The organism is Stenotrophomonas sp. YJH_SMC_29, from assembly GCF_059371235.1.
Genome location: NZ_JCAFUK010000004.1, coordinates 49,162 through 64,331, shown reverse-complemented (window position 1 = coordinate 64,331; position 15,170 = coordinate 49,162). Strand labels below are relative to the sequence as shown.

General features: G+C 69.6%; 14 protein-coding genes. All 14 read right to left on the bottom strand.

The genetic code is table 11. The annotated features are described in order from the left end of the window. Positions 1-103: 103 nt before the first annotated feature. The 14 genes from AC5P9I_RS06235 to AC5P9I_RS06170 all read right to left on the bottom strand — a co-directional run bounded on the left by AC5P9I_RS06235 (position 104) and on the right by AC5P9I_RS06170 (position 15,149). Positions 104-943, bottom strand: coding sequence for a glycosyltransferase family 2 protein (locus AC5P9I_RS06235; protein WP_049466192.1), 840 nt, complete (start codon positions 941-943; stop codon positions 104-106). A gap of 11 nt (positions 944-954) precedes the next feature. Further along, entirely contained in the window at positions 955-1,791 is an 837-nt protein-coding gene (locus AC5P9I_RS06230) for a glycosyltransferase family 2 protein (protein ID WP_049466191.1), read from the bottom strand. A gap of 665 nt (positions 1,792-2,456) precedes the next feature. After that, a complete protein-coding gene (gspD, locus tag AC5P9I_RS06225; RefSeq protein WP_049464299.1) occupies positions 2,457-4,667 on the bottom strand; it encodes a type II secretion system secretin GspD in 2,211 nt (736 codons plus the stop codon). 9 nt (positions 4,668-4,676) lie between these two features. Then, complete coding sequence (locus AC5P9I_RS06220; protein ID WP_049464297.1) at positions 4,677-5,474, bottom strand: type II secretion system protein, XpsN-like; 798 nt, start codon at positions 5,472-5,474, stop codon at positions 4,677-4,679. Next, complete coding sequence (gene gspM / locus AC5P9I_RS06215; RefSeq protein ID WP_049464295.1) at positions 5,464-6,177, bottom strand: type II secretion system protein GspM; 714 nt, start codon at positions 6,175-6,177, stop codon at positions 5,464-5,466. The genes AC5P9I_RS06220 and gspM overlap by 11 nt, the downstream gene beginning before the upstream one ends. Continuing rightward, a complete protein-coding gene (locus AC5P9I_RS06210; protein ID WP_049464292.1) occupies positions 6,152-7,297 on the bottom strand; it encodes a PilN domain-containing protein in 1,146 nt (381 codons plus the stop codon). The genes gspM and AC5P9I_RS06210 overlap by 26 nt, the downstream gene beginning before the upstream one ends. Beyond that, entirely contained in the window at positions 7,294-8,157 is an 864-nt protein-coding gene (locus tag AC5P9I_RS06205; RefSeq protein ID WP_049464290.1) for a type II secretion system minor pseudopilin, read from the bottom strand. Before AC5P9I_RS06205 ends, AC5P9I_RS06210 begins: the two co-directional genes overlap by 4 nt. Beyond that, positions 8,154-8,786, bottom strand: coding sequence for a type II secretion system protein J (locus AC5P9I_RS06200; protein ID WP_049464288.1), 633 nt, complete (start codon positions 8,784-8,786; stop codon positions 8,154-8,156). Before AC5P9I_RS06200 ends, AC5P9I_RS06205 begins: the two co-directional genes overlap by 4 nt. Further along, the gene (gene xpsI / locus AC5P9I_RS06195) at positions 8,783-9,202 is read right to left on the bottom strand and encodes a type II secretion system protein XpsI (protein ID WP_049464286.1); all 420 of its coding nucleotides are present in this window, start codon (positions 9,200-9,202) and stop codon (positions 8,783-8,785) included. Before xpsI ends, AC5P9I_RS06200 begins: the two co-directional genes overlap by 4 nt. Next, a complete protein-coding gene (xpsH, locus tag AC5P9I_RS06190; RefSeq protein ID WP_049464284.1) occupies positions 9,199-9,693 on the bottom strand; it encodes a type II secretion system protein XpsH in 495 nt (164 codons plus the stop codon). Before xpsH ends, xpsI begins: the two co-directional genes overlap by 4 nt. A gap of 6 nt (positions 9,694-9,699) precedes the next feature. Next, positions 9,700-10,143 (bottom strand): type II secretion system major pseudopilin GspG, encoded by a 444-nt coding sequence (gspG, locus tag AC5P9I_RS06185; protein WP_049464282.1) that lies wholly within the window; start codon positions 10,141-10,143, stop codon positions 9,700-9,702. Between the two features lie 49 nt (positions 10,144-10,192). Next, complete coding sequence (xpsF, locus tag AC5P9I_RS06180) at positions 10,193-11,413, bottom strand: type II secretion system protein XpsF (protein WP_032956504.1); 1,221 nt, start codon at positions 11,411-11,413, stop codon at positions 10,193-10,195. Between the two features lie 24 nt (positions 11,414-11,437). Next, the gene (gene gspE / locus AC5P9I_RS06175; protein ID WP_049464280.1) at positions 11,438-13,159 is read right to left on the bottom strand and encodes a type II secretion system ATPase GspE; all 1,722 of its coding nucleotides are present in this window, start codon (positions 13,157-13,159) and stop codon (positions 11,438-11,440) included. Between the two features lie 136 nt (positions 13,160-13,295). Beyond that, complete coding sequence (locus AC5P9I_RS06170) at positions 13,296-15,149, bottom strand: S8 family peptidase (protein WP_049464278.1); 1,854 nt, start codon at positions 15,147-15,149, stop codon at positions 13,296-13,298. Positions 15,150-15,170: the final 21 nt, after the last annotated feature.

The window sequence follows — 15,170 nt, the reverse complement described above, 5'->3', positions numbered from 1 at the left end:
GGCGGATTATGCGCCCGGCGGAGTGAACCGTGGGCGCGCCGCCTTCCGTAGGGCCGAGCCACGCTCGGCCCGAGCGTTGCCTGAGCCGCGCGTGGGCCCGGTGCTACAGCGACCTGCGCAGCAGGCGCGGCACCAGCATCAGCGCGTGTGCCCAGATCGCGGCCCACACCGCAGCCCGCACCGGCAGCGAACGCTGCCCGGCTTCGAACTTCTGGAAATAGCGCCACAGCCCCCTGTGCTTGTGCCACTCCACGAAGAACGGCCGCGAGCGGCTGGAGACACCGCGCACATGGGTAACCTGCAGATCATTGGCGATGGCCACCACCGCACCGGCCTGGCGCGCGCGCCGGCACAGGTCCAGGTCCTCGGCATGCAGCCGGTAGCCCGCGTCCCAGCCGCCGATACGGTCGAACAGCGCGCGCGGCATCATCAACAGCGCGCCGGACAGTGCCGGCACCCGCTGCAGTGCCTGGTGCGGGTCGCGCGCCACCGCCAGCTTCGAGCCCTTGCCGGGCGAGCGCAGCATCATCAGGAAATCCGGATCGCGGCGACGCACCGCCTCGTCGGCATGACCCTGCTCGTCCACCTGTTCGACGCCCAGCAGGCAGTCACCCAGCGCTTCGGTCCGGCGGCGCAGCTCGGCCAGCGTGCTCGGCTCGACCATCAGGTCCGGGTTGATGAAGGCCAGCCACGGGCTGTGCGAGTCGGCCACGCCCTGGTTGTTGGCGGCGGCGAAGCCGGGATTGTCCGGGTTGCCGACGAAGCGTACGCGCGCATCGTGGCTGGCATGGCGCTGCACGATGTCCAGGGTGCCGTCCAGCGAACCATTGTCGATCACCCGGATCTCGGCCACCTCCTCTGCCTGGCGCAGCCGCGAGAGGCAGGCATCGATGGTGCTGCCACTCTGGTAGGTGACGACGATGGCGGCAATGGCTGCATTCAAACGGGGAACTCCTACGCGGACGGAACGAACAGGTCGCCCTGTTCCCGCGGCATTATCGCCTGCCGCATGCGCTGCTGCAGGTCGGCACGCAGCCCGTGCAGCGGATCATGCATCAGGAAGTCGGCCAGGCGCGGCACCCAGGCCGGCCAGCGCGCCGCCAGCGCTTCCAGATCACCGTCGCGGCTGACCGCCTCCCCTGCCCGGGTGACGAAGGCGGTCTCGCACAACACATTGCGCCACCCCAGGCCAGCCATGCGCAGGCTGAGATCGACCAGCGCGGCATTCCAGCCCGCATAGCTCTCCACGTCCAGGCCACCGGCACGACGGCGCGCGTTGCCGCGCACCAGCACCGCATGGGTGACTGCAGAAGGCAGTTCCGGATGCAGCGTCGGCAGCGCGGCGCAGGTCTGCGCGAGCACCGCGGGGTCATGGGGTTCGGGATTGATCTCGCCCAGCCGTGGCCAGGCCGCAGTCTCGCCGGCGTTGCACCAGGGCGTCGCGGTGGCAATGGAGGCATCGCGGGCGAAGGCGTCCTGCAGCTGCTGCAGCCATCCCGGCGCGGGCACGCTGTCCGGTGCGAGCACGGCCACGTCCAGGCCATCGCAGGCGCGCAGCATTTCGTCCAGATGGGCAACTTCGCCCAGTGGCCGCGCGCGCCGGGTGTATTCGGCCTGCAACGGCGTATGTGCCAACCAGTGTTCGACCACAGCCTGCGCACGCGGCCCGGTCTGCGCGTCATCGGCCAGCCAGACCGCGGTGCCCGGCGCCGTGCCGGCATCCAGCGCGGCCAAGCAGCGGTCGAGCGCGGTATCGTCCACGCACAGCGGCAACAACACGATCGCCCCCATCCCGCCTCCGTGGTTGTCGGTGGCCACAGCGTAGCACCGGGCGGGTATCGGCCGGGTTGCACCCAGCACCCGCGGTAGTGCCGGCCGCTGGCCGGCAACATCAAGAGCAGAGGCCCACATTCCGTGGGTTGGCGGGGTGGGTCCGGTTGCGGGGAACGCCGTAAACCCATCCATGGGGGCTTGGCCGCGGCATCCATGCCGCGGACACCCCCGCAACCGGACCCACCCCGCCTTCGACAGTTTCCTGCGGTCTGTCGGGACGTCATGGGGTCAGATCCGTTTTCCGAAGGAAAACGGATCTGACCCCGGTTCCATTTCGATATCTGACAGATGTGTCGACCAAGGTCGACACCTACCAACAGCCGCAGGGATCTGTCAGAGGCGGGGCGGTGTGGGTGGGCAGGACCGATGGCGCCATGGATGGCGCCATCGCGCCCCCAGGGGTGAGGGCGCTTTGCTTGCGAAACACTGCTTCGCAAGCGCCCGAACGCACAGCCGCCAGCGGCTGGGCCGGTCTGGGGGTTTACGGCGTGTTCTGCCACCCCACGCCGACCCACCTCCCTCAGTAAACCCGCTGTTGCTTTGGCTTTGGCTGTCGCCGTTGCTGTTGCCGGCCAGCGGCCGGCACTACCGCGGGTGCCGGGCGCCGCCCGGCCGTAACTCCCTTATTTCTTCGCGCGCGGCGCGTTCAGCGGCTCCATCGCACGGAAGCGCTTGCTGTACTCGTCGGTCAGGTTGCGCGACTCCTGGTTGTTGCGGACGATGGTCGGCGTCAGCAGCACGATCACTTCCGAACGACGGCTGGTGCGCGTCTTCTGCCCGAACAGCGCACCGACCACCGGAATCCTGCTCAGGCCCGGAATGCCGCTGCTGCCATCGGTGGCCGAGTCGGTGATCAGGCCCGCCAGCATGATGGTGTCGCCACTCTGCACCGCTGCTTCGGTGGACAGCTTCTTGGTCGAGATGCGCGGGTTGCAGTTGCGCTCGGTGGGGTTGCAGCTGTCGGGCACGTCCGAGGCGCTGCTGACTTCCTGCACGATGTCCAGGAACACGGTGCCGTCGCGGGTCACGCGCGGGCGCACCTTGAGGATCACGCCGGTGTCGATGTACTGCACCGAGCTGTAGGTGCTGGTGCCGACGCCGGTGTTCACCGTGGTGGTATTGATCGGCACCTTGTCGCCCACGTTGAGCGTGGCCTCGGCGTTGTTGCGCACGAACACCGACGGCGTCTGCAGCAGGCGCAGGTCGGTCACCTTGTCCAGCGCACTGACCACCGCGGCCGCGTTGTGGCCGGTGAAGGCCCAGCCGACGCCGTCGTTGCCGGTGACGCCGCCGGCGAAGGTGTTCCACGAACCACCTGAAGCCGGCGGCAGGGTCAGGCCCGCCAGGGCTCCGGTGAGCGCGCGACCGGCCACGGCATTGTCGAAGAACCAGTTCACGCCGTACTTCAGGTCGCCGGTCAGCGCGACTTCGGCCACCTGCGCCTCGATGTGAACCTGCAGCGGCATCACGTCCAGCTTCTCGATCACCTCGCGGATCGAGCGCCAGGCCTGCGGGCTGGACCGCACCAGCAGGGTGTTGGTTTCCTCCACCGCCGATACGCCGACGCGGTCGCCTTCCACTTCCAGGCTGACGCTGACGTTGCCGGGCTGGCGCTGCGGCAGGTTCAGGCTGCCATTGCCGCTGCCGCCGCTGCCACTGGTACCGCCCAGCGTCGAGCCCAGGGTGCTGCTGGTGGTATCCATGCCACGATCGCCGTCACTGCCCAGCTGCGACGGGATCGCCCCCGGCGCGAGCGAGGCCGGGCTGGAACCGCCCCGGTTGCCACTGCTGGCAAAGGCCTCGCTGAGGCGCTCGGCCAGGTCGCGCGCCTTGATGTAACGCAGTTCGTAGGAGAACAGGCGGGCACTGCCGCCGGCGGTGTCGATGCGGTCCAGCCACTGCTGGATCTGGTCCAGGTAGCGCACCTGCGGGGTGATCACCAGCACGGCGTTGGCGTTCTCCAGCGGCAGGAAGCGGAACATGCCGGCGCTGGGCGTCTTGCTCTCCTCGCCGAACACTTTCTCCAGGTCGGCAGCGACCTGCTCGGCCTTGCCCGACTGGATCGGGAACACGCCCACCGACATGCCCGACAGCCAGTCGACATCGAAGATCTCGACGGTGCGCAGGTAATTTTCCAGCTCGGCGCGGGTACCGCCGAGGGTGATCACGTTGCGCCCGCTGTCGACGTTGACGATGGCGTTGGGGCGCGCATACGGCTCCAGCACCTTCTTCATCTCGGTGGCGGAAATGAACTGCAGCGGGACCACGCGGACCTCGAAGCCGCGCGCGCTGGCGGCCGGCGCGGTGCTCGGTGCCACCGTGCCGGCCAGGGCCTGGTCGGCGGCGACGATGTTGTAGCGCCCGCCGCTGTAGACCATGCGCGCGTTGTTCCAGCCCAGCACCATCTCCAGCAGGTTCAGCGCCTGCGCCGGCGAGACCGGCTTGGGCGTGGCCAGGGTGACCGTGCCCTGCACGCCCGGTGCGATCACGTAGTTCTGGCCCAGCATGTCGCCGAGGATGGCCTTGACCACCGCATGCAGCGATTCGCCCTCGAAGTTGAAAGTGGCCTCGCCGGTGCTGGCGCCATGCAGCGCCGGTGCCGGGGCGCGCGCGGCCTCACGGTTGATCATCGTGCCGGTGCCACGGCGGATCACCGCCTGCGGCGCGCCCTGGCTCTCGCGGGCGGCATCGGCGACGCCATCGGCCGCCTGGCCGGCGCCGGCGCCGGCGCTGGGCGACAGGTTGCCGTTGCGCTGCACGTGCGGCGCGGACACCGTACTGCAGCCGACCAGCAGCGCGAGGGCAAAGGACCAGGGAAGAAAACGCAGGTTCATGCATTCACTCTATCGGTTGGTGCCATCGCCCGGGGGCGGCGACGGTTGTTGCTGCTGTTGCTGCAGCTGGCGACGGCGGGCCTGGATGCGTTCGCGGATGGCCTGCATCTGCGCTTCGCTGGGCCCGTTGGTGTTGGCCGGTGGCGTGTTCGTGGGTGCGGCCGCCGCGGCGGCGGCAGCGGCATTGCCGGTACCGCGCTGTGCACTGACCCCCGGTGCAGCGACCGGCGCTGCGGGGGGCTGCACCGGTGGCGGTGCCCCGCTGCCCGGCGCTGGCGGCACCGCGCCATTGGCACCCCGCAGCACGGTCGGCGGCTCTCCGCCCTGGCCGTTGAATACCGCCAGTTCAAGGACCTGGTTGCCACCGGGGCCGATCACGGTCGCCTGCCGCGGCTGCAGCGCCACCAGCTGCCAGCCGTCCACGGCTTCGCCGTTGAGGCGCAGCCGCAGCGAGCGGTTCTGCTCGGTGGTGAAGGTGGCCATGCCGAAGTCGCCGGTCAACAGCACGCCGGTCAGGCGCAGCGCGGCACTGGCCGCGGGTTCGCTGCCACCCAGCAGGTACGGGCGCGGCCTGCGGTCTTCGGCGAACAGCGGGCGCTCGCCGATTGCGCTGTAGCTGTCGGCGCTGGCCATGCGCTCGGCCGCCAGCGGCGGCAATGACGGCAGCGCAGGCGCGGCGTCGGCATCACCGCCGGCACCGGGCAGATGGCTGCCCAGCCCGAAGCCGGTGGCCAGCCAGACGGCGGCGGCCCAACCGGCCAACGCCAGCAGGAAGCCGGTGCGCAGGCTGATCTGTTCACGTTTCATCGGCCACCTCCTGTCCTTCGGACGGGGCGGCCGGCGGCGGCGCAGGGGTCGCCTCGGCCGGTGAAGGCAGCACTGCGGGCGCTGCGGCAGGCGTTGTCGCCGCGCCGTCGGCGGCGGCGCCCGGCAGCAGGTAGCCGGCCAGCTCGAACGACACGTCCAGGCCCAGCCCCGATTCATTCGGCGATTGCTGGAAACGCTGCGCGATCAGGTTGAGGTTGTCGACGAACAGGCGTGGGCTGCCGGTTTCAAGGCTGTGCAGCACGGTGGCCAGTTCGGCCACGCCACAGCGCAGCCGCACCTGCATCGCGACACGCACGAACTCGGCATCGCGGCGGTTGTCGGCCAGCGGCGTGCGGTTGCTGATGGTGCAGCTGCGGTTGCCCGGGCTGGCCATCGCCACGGCATCCTGCAGGCGGGCACCCAGTGCGGCGGCAGCGGCTTCGGCCGTGGCTTCGCGCAGGAAGCCCGGCCGCTGCTGCAATGCCTCGCGGGTGGCACGCAGGCGCTGTTCGATCTGCGGCTGCTGCTGCAGCTGCGCCTGCACGCGCGCCTCGCGCTCGCGCAGCGCGGCGACATCGGCATCGATCGCACGCAGCGGCTGTGTGAACCATGGGTGCACCAGCAACAGATACGCCACGCCAAGCACGGCCAGCAGCAGTGCCAGCGCCAGCCAGCGGTCACGGCGTGCGCTTGGCATCGGCATCGGCCGCCTCCGGGCTCGGTGCCGCGGCCGGCAAGGGCTGCAGCTCGGCGGTCATGGTGAAGCGGTCACGGCCACTGGCGGCGCCATCGGCCTGCAGCACCCCGGTCAGGTTGACCTTGCGCCACTGAGGTGCATCCTGCAGCAGCTGCACCAGCTGCGATGCCTCGCGGCTCAGGCCGATCAGCTGCAGGTTGTTGTTCTCGATCGCCAGCTTTTCCAGATAGGTGCCTTCCGGCAGGCGCCGGGTCAGTTCATTCCAGATTTCCACGGTACCGGCGCGCTGGCTGCGCTGTTTCTCCAGGAACGCGGCACCATCGATCAGCGCCTGCAGCTGCGCGCGTTCGCTGGCCACGCCACGCGCACTCCGCGCGCTGCGCTCGACCTGCTCACGCAGCGCGTCGGCGGCGGCCCGGCGGTTGTCCAGCAGCTGCACTGCTGCCAGCACCAGCATCACCGCTGCCGCCACCGCCAGCAGCAGGTTCCAGCGCCGCATCGGGTCCGGACGCACCTGGCGCTGCGCGGGCGGCAGCAGGTTCACCTGCAGCACGTTGCCCTGCACATCGATGGCATCGACACCGGCCAGTGCGTCGGCCCACGGGCCTACCCCACTGCGCCACGCGTCCAGCTGCCGCAACGGCCACGCCACCAGTTCGACCTGCAGCTGGCCTTCGCCGGCCGCGCCCAGTTCACGCACGTCATAGCTGACCTGGGACGCTTCGAACGGCGTCTGCCGGTCGATCTCGAAACCGACCACCGCGCGCAGGCGATCGGCCGCGGCGGCGGGCAGGCGCAGGGTACGCCGCAGGACGTCCGTCGCCGGCAGCAGCCACACCCGCGGCAGAGTACGCAGGCGGGGCTCCAGCACGCGGTCCAGGTCCGCCGGCGACAGCGGCCACGGCAGGCGCGCCACCGCTTCGCGGCGCTCACCGGCCTCGCGCCAGACCTGCAGCTCGCCCCCCTGCTGCTGCAACAGCAGGCGTGCCTGACCCCAGCCCAGCGCCCATTGCCAGCGCACCGGCACCCAGGCCAGCAGCGACTGACGCCACCAGCGCAGGAAACGGCCCGCGCCCGGGCCGATCCGGCCCTGCACCTGCCGCAGACTGTCCTGCCACGCCGTCATCTTGCTGTCATTCCCTGCTCCCAGCGAAGCACTGTGTAAGTCCGCCCGGGAACCCCGCCCGAGCCACTGCGTACCACTGCCTGCACCACCGACCTGCGTCCACTGCTGTCGATGGCACCGGACTCGATACTATAGGTGCCGCTGCTGCTGGCAAGCGTTGTCGTACCGCCAGCGGAATCTGCATCACGCTCCTGCTGTGCGCGCTGCGCCATCACACTGTCCGCATCCAGGCCCAGCGCGGTCAGCACCGGTGCGCTGGCGAACTGCGGATCCGGGCGTGCCTGGCGGCTGTACAGGGTCAGGTGCGGCAGCATCGCCCGGTACAGCGGGCCGCGCATGCCCAGCACCCGCTGCAGCTCGCCCAGGGTCTCGAAGCGCTTGTTGCGGGGACCGTAGGGCAATCCGGCTTCGGCGTAGTCCTGCGCTTCGGCGCCCCCTCCCGGCTGCAGCAGGCTGTCCTCGTCGCGCCAGTCGATGATCGCCCCGGCCAGCTGCCGGGCCTGTGCATCGTCTTCGCCCAGCGCCTTGAGGAAGGCCGTCAGCAGCGCCGCATCGGCCAGATTCAGGTTGATCTTGCCGTTCTCGTCCAGCACCTTGATCTCGATGCTGGCGTCGTCGAACTGCCAGCGGTAGGTACGGCCATCGGCACGCCAGGGCGCGCGTTGCGGATCGGCCGACAGCCGCAGCAGGGCATATTCAAGGCCGGCGCGCGCACGTTCCTGCCCGCGTGCATCGTCATCCAGCACGCGCTGCTGCAGGTGCTCGACCCGTGCGCTCAGCGCGAATGCACCGACCAGCGCCGTCATCAACGCGATCAGCCACAGCACCAGCACCAGTGCCGCCCCGCCCTGCCGGCTCATCGTGCGCCTCCACTGCCACCGGCACGCAGCGCCACCACCAGCGGCGGCCACGGCGTGCCGCGGTTCGGCACGATCTGGATTTCCACCAGCATCGGCAGGCGGCGGGTGTCATCCCAGCGCGGCAGCCAGTCGGTCACCTGCCCGGTGCTGGCATCGATGCCGCGGTAGCGCAGCTGCACCGACTTCAGGTTCTCCACCAGCACCTCCGGCGGGCGCGGCGGATTCTCGGCGATGCGTTCGCCTTCCTGCAGCAGCACCAGGTCCAGCAGCAGGCGCTGTTGGCCACCGCGTCCGTCCACCTGCAGCGCGTGCAGGTAGGGTCCGCCACGGCCGAGGTAACCGGGCAGGTCGGCGGCGAACAACATGCGCTGCTCCTCACCTTGGAAGAAGACCGGCTCGCGGGTGGGGTCCGGGGCCTCCAGCGGGGTGCGCAGTGCACCCGCCAGCTGCCTGCGCAGCAACGATTCCACCGCGCGCATGCGTTCGCTTTCGGCAGCGATCTGCTCGCCGCGCTGGCTGACCGCCATCGCCGAGCGCACGCTGGCAAAGGCCAACGCCAGGCCGCCAGCCAGCAGCACCGTCGCCAGCATCACTTCGACCAGGGTGAAGCCCGCGGCGCGCCGCTTCATCGCGCGTTCTCCAGGTCGGGCGGCAACAGGCGCAGGCTGCGCCAGTGCAGTTGTTCGCGCTCGCTGTCGCCCCAGCGCACCTGCAGCTGCAGCTCGGCCAGCCATGGGGTCCCCGGTGACGTGGCCTGCACGACGTTGCCGGCGCGTGGTTCGACCCACGGCTGGACCTGCAGCTCCCAGTGATAGCGTCCCTGTTCCCAGTCACCCTGCTGGCTGCCCACCTGCAACGGCGTGTCGACGCCGGCCTGGGCCAGCAGTGACTGTGCATGCAGCACCGCGCGCGTGCGCAGTTCGGCGTCACGCACCTGTTTCGCGCCACCGGACAGGCTGCCCAGGAGCAGGGTCAGCGCCAGGCCCAGCAGGGCGAAGGCGATGATCACTTCCAGCAGGGTGAAGCCGCGCGCGCGCCGCTTCATGGCGCCCGCCAGGGCCCGGAGCGGACCTCGCCGGTGAGCCAGCCGACGTCGATGCGCCACTCGGCGCCGTCGCGCTGCAACCGGATGCGGCCGCCGCTGGAGCCGCCATCGGGATGGAACTCGATCACGCCCTGCCCCGGTGCGGTGGCCAGCTGCGCGGCGCCTTCGAACTGCACCTGCAGTTGTGCCGGCACCTCGCCCTGGCGCTGGTTGGCTCCTTCCCAGCGCCGCCGCGCCGGCTCGATCACGAAGCGCTGCGGCTCACCACGGGAAATCGCCTGCGCGCGCACCATGCGCAGCTGGTTGGCGATGTCCTTCCCGGCGCCGCGCAGCTGCATGCCGGCGAACCCTCGTGACAGGCCGGCAGCGGTGATCAGGCCGATCGCCGCGATCAGCGCGATCACCAGCAGCATCTCCAGCAGCGACAGGCCCGCCGCGCGCCTGCCGGGCAGGCGCGGGTGCGGCACCCGGCGCGGCAGGAAAGGCGTCATGCGCGGTTACGGCTGATAGCGGATATCGGCGTCGACGCTGCTGCCACCGGCCTTGCCATCCTTGCCCAGGCTGACCAGCTCGTACGGCTGGCCTTCGCCGGGCGCGCGGTATTCCAGCGCGTGGCCCCACGGATCATTCAGGTCGGCCGGCTTGGCGTACGGGCCGAGCCAGCCGCCGACGCCGGCCGGCGCGGTCACCAGGTCATTGAGCGTGCCCGGCAGCTTGCCGGTGTCGATCTGGTAGTTGTCGATCTTGGAGGCGACGGTCTGCACCTGCGCCTTGGCGATGTTGGCCTTGCCACGGTCGGCACCGCCCAGCACGCGGCTGGCGACCAGGGTCAGCACCGCGCCGATCAGCACGATGACGATGATGATCTCCAGCAGGCTCATGCCCGACTGGTTGCGCGCGGCGGCGAAGGAAAGGCGGATCGGTCGGCGACTGGCAATCATGGACGGTCCTTTCAGTTGCGGAGTGTCAGGGTTGCGGAGCGTGCCATCGTCAACCGATGGCATTGGTCAGGTCGTACAGCGGCACCAGCACGGCCACGATCACCGCACCGACCACCGAGGCCAGCACCAGGGTGATCGCCGGCACCATCGCCGCCAGCATGCGGTCGATGCGCCGGGCGCTGTCCTGTTCGAAGGTATCGGCCGCTTTCAGCAGCATGGTATCGAGCGCGCCGGATTCCTCGCCGACCTGGATCATCTGCAGCGCCAGGCGCGGGAACCGCTTGCCGCGCGACAGCGCCAGCGACAGGCCGGCACCGTTCTTCACTTCATCGGCGGCGGTTTCGACATCGGCGGCCAGGGCACGGTTGCCCAGCACGTTGCGCGCGATGCCCAGTGCGCCCAGCAGCGGCACGCCATTGCGCAGCAGTGTGCCCAGCGTGCGCGCCAGCCGGGCGGTTTCCAGCTCGCCGATGAGGCGGCCGATGCCACGCCGCTGCAGCAGCCAGCCATCCAGCGCCAGACGGAACGCCGGTTGCCGCGCCTTGCGCTCGAAGAACAGCACCAGCACGCCGGGCACCACCAGCAGCAGCACCCACCAGTCGCGCACGAACAGGCCCAGCTGCAGCACTGCGTTGGTGAACCACGGCAGCGCCACGTCCAGGCTTTCGTACATCTGCGCGAACTGCGGCACCACGTAGCCGAGCAGGAACAACAGCGCGCCACCGACCACCACCAGCAGGATCGCCGGGTAGACCAGTGCGTTGATGACCTTGCCCTGCAGCGCACGGCTGCGCTCGAGGTAGTCGGCCAGGCGCTGCAGGGTTTCATGCAGGCTGCCACCGGCCTCGCCGGCACGCACCATGTTCACGTACAGGCGCGAGAACAGCCCATGCTGGCGTTCCAGCGCGGTGGACAGGGGCGCACCGCCGCGCACTACGTCGCGGATGTCGGTGATCGCGCGGCGTGACCGTTCGTCCTCGGGCAAGCCCAGCAGGATCGACAGCGCGCGATCCAGCGGCTGGCCGGCACCGAGCAGGGTCGCCAACTGCTGGGTGAACTGCAGCAATGCAGCACCCTGCAGCGGGCGCTGCTGCAGCAGGTTGCGCCAGCTGCTGCCGCCGATCGCGCCGGCGTCGGCCAGCTGCGTCTCCATCGGCAGGTGGCCCTGGTCCTGCAGGCGCGCGATCAGCTCGGCCTCGCTGGCCGCTTCCATCTGCCCGTCGAAGACCTCGCCATGCGGGTTGAGCGCCTTGTAGCGATAGTTCGGCATGTCAGCCCCGGCGTCCTGCGCGCATCAGCTTTCCTCGGTCACGCGCAGCACTTCCTCGATGGTGGTCTGCCCGCTCAGCGCCTTGGACAGGCCATCCTCGTACATCGTGCGCATGCCGGCCTCGCGGGCGATGCGTTCGATCTCGCCCATGCCATCGCGACGCATCACCGCACGGCGAAGCGCATCGTTCATCACCAGGAATTCCATGATGGTGGTACGCCCCAGATAGCCGGTCGGCGCCAGCGCAGACGGCTTGGGGCGGTACAGATGGATCGGCCCTTGCGGCTGCAGGCGGCGCAGTTCGAACCGTTCGATCTCCTCCGGCGAGGCTGCGTAGCGCTCGGCGTGGGTCGGCTCCAGCCGGCGTACCAGGCGCTGGGCCAGGATGCCGTTGATGGTGGAGGTGAGCAGGTAGTCTTCCACGCCCATGTCGAGCAGCCGGGTGATGCCACCGGCCGCATTGTTGGTGTGCAAGGTGGACAGCACCAGGTGGCCGGTCAGCGCCGACTGGATCGCAATGCGCGCGGTTTCCAGGTCGCGCATTTCACCGATCATGATGATGTCCGGATCCTGGCGGACGATGCTGCGCAGCGCATTGGCGAAGTCCAGGCCGATCTGCGGCTTGGCCTGGATCTGGTTGATGCCCTCGATCTGGTACTCGACCGGGTCTTCGACCGTGATGATCTTGACGTCGGCGGTGTTGAGCTGGCTCAGCGCGGTGTACAGCGTGGTGGTCTTGCCCGAACCGGTCGGGCCGGTCACCAGCAGGATGCCATGCGGCTGTTCCAGCACTTTGCGGAACTGCGGCAGGAAGGCGTCGGTGAAACCCAGCCGATGGAAATCGAACACCACTGTCTCGCGGTCGAGCAGTCGCATCACCACGCTTTCGCCGTGCGCGGTCGGCACGGTGCTCACGCGCAGGTCCAGTTCCTTGCCCTGCACGCGCAGCATGATGCGGCCGTCCTGCGGCAGGCGCCGTTCGGCGATGTTGAGCCGGGCCATGATCTTGATGCGGCTGATCACCGCGGCAGTGAGGTTGGCCGGCGGGCTTTCGCCCTCCACCAGCACGCCATCGACGCGGTAGCGGACCTTCAGCCGGCTCTCGAACGGTTCGACATGGATGTCCGAGGCGCGCAGCTCCACCGCACGCTGGATCACCAGGTTGACCAGGCGGATCACCGGCGCTTCCGACGCAAGATCGCGCAGGTGCTCGATATCGTCGACGGCACCGCCCTCGCCATCGGCGGTTTCCACGATCGCCCCCATCGCGCTGCGGCCCTGGCCAAACCAGCGCTCGACCAGATCATCGATCTCCGCGCGCATGCCCAGCACCGGCGTCACCGGGATCCCAAGCGCCAGCTGCACGGCCTGCTGCGGATAGGCGTCATGGGCATCGGCCAGCCACAGCCGCACCCCGTGTTCATCCAGTTCCAGCGGGCACACGTGGAACTGCTTGAGGAAACGCAGCGACAGCGGCAGCCCTTCGGCCAGCGCCTGCGGCGGCGCTTCGGGCACCTGCTTGCCCTCCAGCAGCGGCAGGCCCAGCACTTCGGCGCTGGCCAGCGCCTGGTCGCGTTCAGACACCAGGCCCAGCCGCACCAGCAGGCCCAGCAGGCTGCCGCCGGCCTCGGCATGCAGCGGCCGCGCGCGCGCCAGGTCGCCTTCCTTGAGCCGGCCGCGTGCCAGCAGCGCATCGAGGATGCGGCCTTCGGCGTCGTCGGTAACGGGTGCAGCGAGCGCGTTCACATGACTCTCCTGTCAATCGGCCCGACTTTAGCAGTTAAGCCGTGATTTCCGCTGCCCCGCGGCCACCTTTCGTAAAAAGACGAAGCCCGTCACACAGGGTGACGGGCGTCGGCCGTTCAACTACGACAACGGGTGCTTACTGCGTGGCGAGAATGCTCACGCCGTTGTATGCCGCTTCGCCCACCACCTTGATGTAGTAGGTGCCCGCGACCGGCTTGTTCACCCGCACCGTTTCGGAGGTGCCAGGGCGGGTCGACTTGGCGTCGTTGTCGCTGGCACTCGGCTCGCGTCCCTGGGCGATGTAGACCGAGACGTTGCCGGTACCGCCGTAGGTGATCACGCTGAGCTGCTTGCCGGCGGCCGCCTCGAAGCTGTACAGGCGGCTGCTGCCGGCCGCACCGTTCAGGCCCCCCACGGCGGCCTTGTTGGTCAGCGGCGTCGCCACCGGCCCGCAGTTCTCGGTGCACGGCTCTTCCAGCGCCTTGGCCAGCGCCGCCTTGGCATCAACGATGCCGGTACCGATCGGGGTGGCAGCCGGGATGCTGACCGGGAAGGGACGCGCGGTCTCCTTCAGCAGCGTGCGCATCGCCGCCGGGGCCAGCGGATCCTTGCCCTTGGCGATCAGCGCGCTCTGCACCAGCGCAGCGACCGCTGCCACGTGCGGCGACGCCATCGACGTGCCGCCCATGCCCATGTAGCTGTAGCTGCCCGACTGCGGGGTGGTGGCCGCATCCGAACCGGACTGCCAGATGTAGCCGCCCGGGTTGCCGTCCACGCTGCCACCGCCGCCGGGGCCGGACAGGTCCACGCGCGTGCCGTAGTTGGAGTAGTAGGTGATGCCGCCGGTGATACGGGTGGCGCCCACGGTCACCACGCCATCGCAGCTGGCCGGACGGTACTTGGATGCGTTGTCGGTTTCGTTGCCGGCGGCCACCACCACGGTGGTGCCGCGCGAGATCGCGCCGTTGATGGCGTCCTGGTAGGTCCCGTCACAGCTGCCGCTGCCGCCGAGGCTCATGTTGATGATCTCGGCCGGGTTGGCATTGGCGGGCACGCCCGCCACGGTGCCGCCGGACGCCCAGGTGATGGCGTCGGCGATATCGGAGAGGTAGCCACCGCACTTGCCGAGCACGCGGACCGGCAGCACCTTGGCCTTGTGCGCGACACCGGCCATGCCGACGCCGTTGTTGGTCTGCTCGGCCACGGTGCCGGCCACATGGGTACCGTGCCAGGAACTGTCCTCGGCGACGGAGCCGGTGTAGCACTCGTTGTCGTTCTCGACCCAGTCGCCATAGTCCTGCGCGCCCGGCACGCGATCGTTGGTGGCACGGCGCGACGTCTCGGCATCACTGATGAAGTCGTAGCCTTCCAGCAGGTTGCCGACCAGGTCCGGGTGCTGCGGCAGGATGCCGGTGTCGAGCACGGCCACCACCACGCCCTCGCCCTGCGATACATCCCATGCGGACGGTGCGTTGATGCCACCGGTGGCGTTGTGCAGGTGCCACTGGTACTGCTGGTAGTACGGATCGTTCGGTGCCAGCGCCGGCTGCACGTCACCGGCACGCAGCTCGGTGCGGCGCAGCTTCACGTCGGCTTCGGCGTACTGCACGGCCGGGTCGGCCTTCAGTTCCTTCAGCACGCGCTGCAGTTCCGCAGGCGCCAGGCGCCCCTGCAGGCGGATCAGGTCGGCACCGACGCCGAGCCTGCGCACGACCTGCGGGCCAAGCGTGCTGGCGCGGGCGGTGCCACCGGACAGGCTGGCGCGGGTCAGCGCGGACTGCACGGTGGACAGCTTGGCCGAACGGTCGCCCGCCGCAGCGGTACCGGCACGGTACTTGACGATGATGCGCTCGGCGCCCGGCTCGGCGGTGCTGGCCTGGCGCACCGGTTCACGGGTCGGCAACCCGGCGGCGTGGACGGCACCCACCGCGGTCATCGACAGCACGGCGGCGGCAAGCACATTGATGCGAAGGTTCTGCTTCTTGATCACGTCGAATTCCTCTTCTGGGTC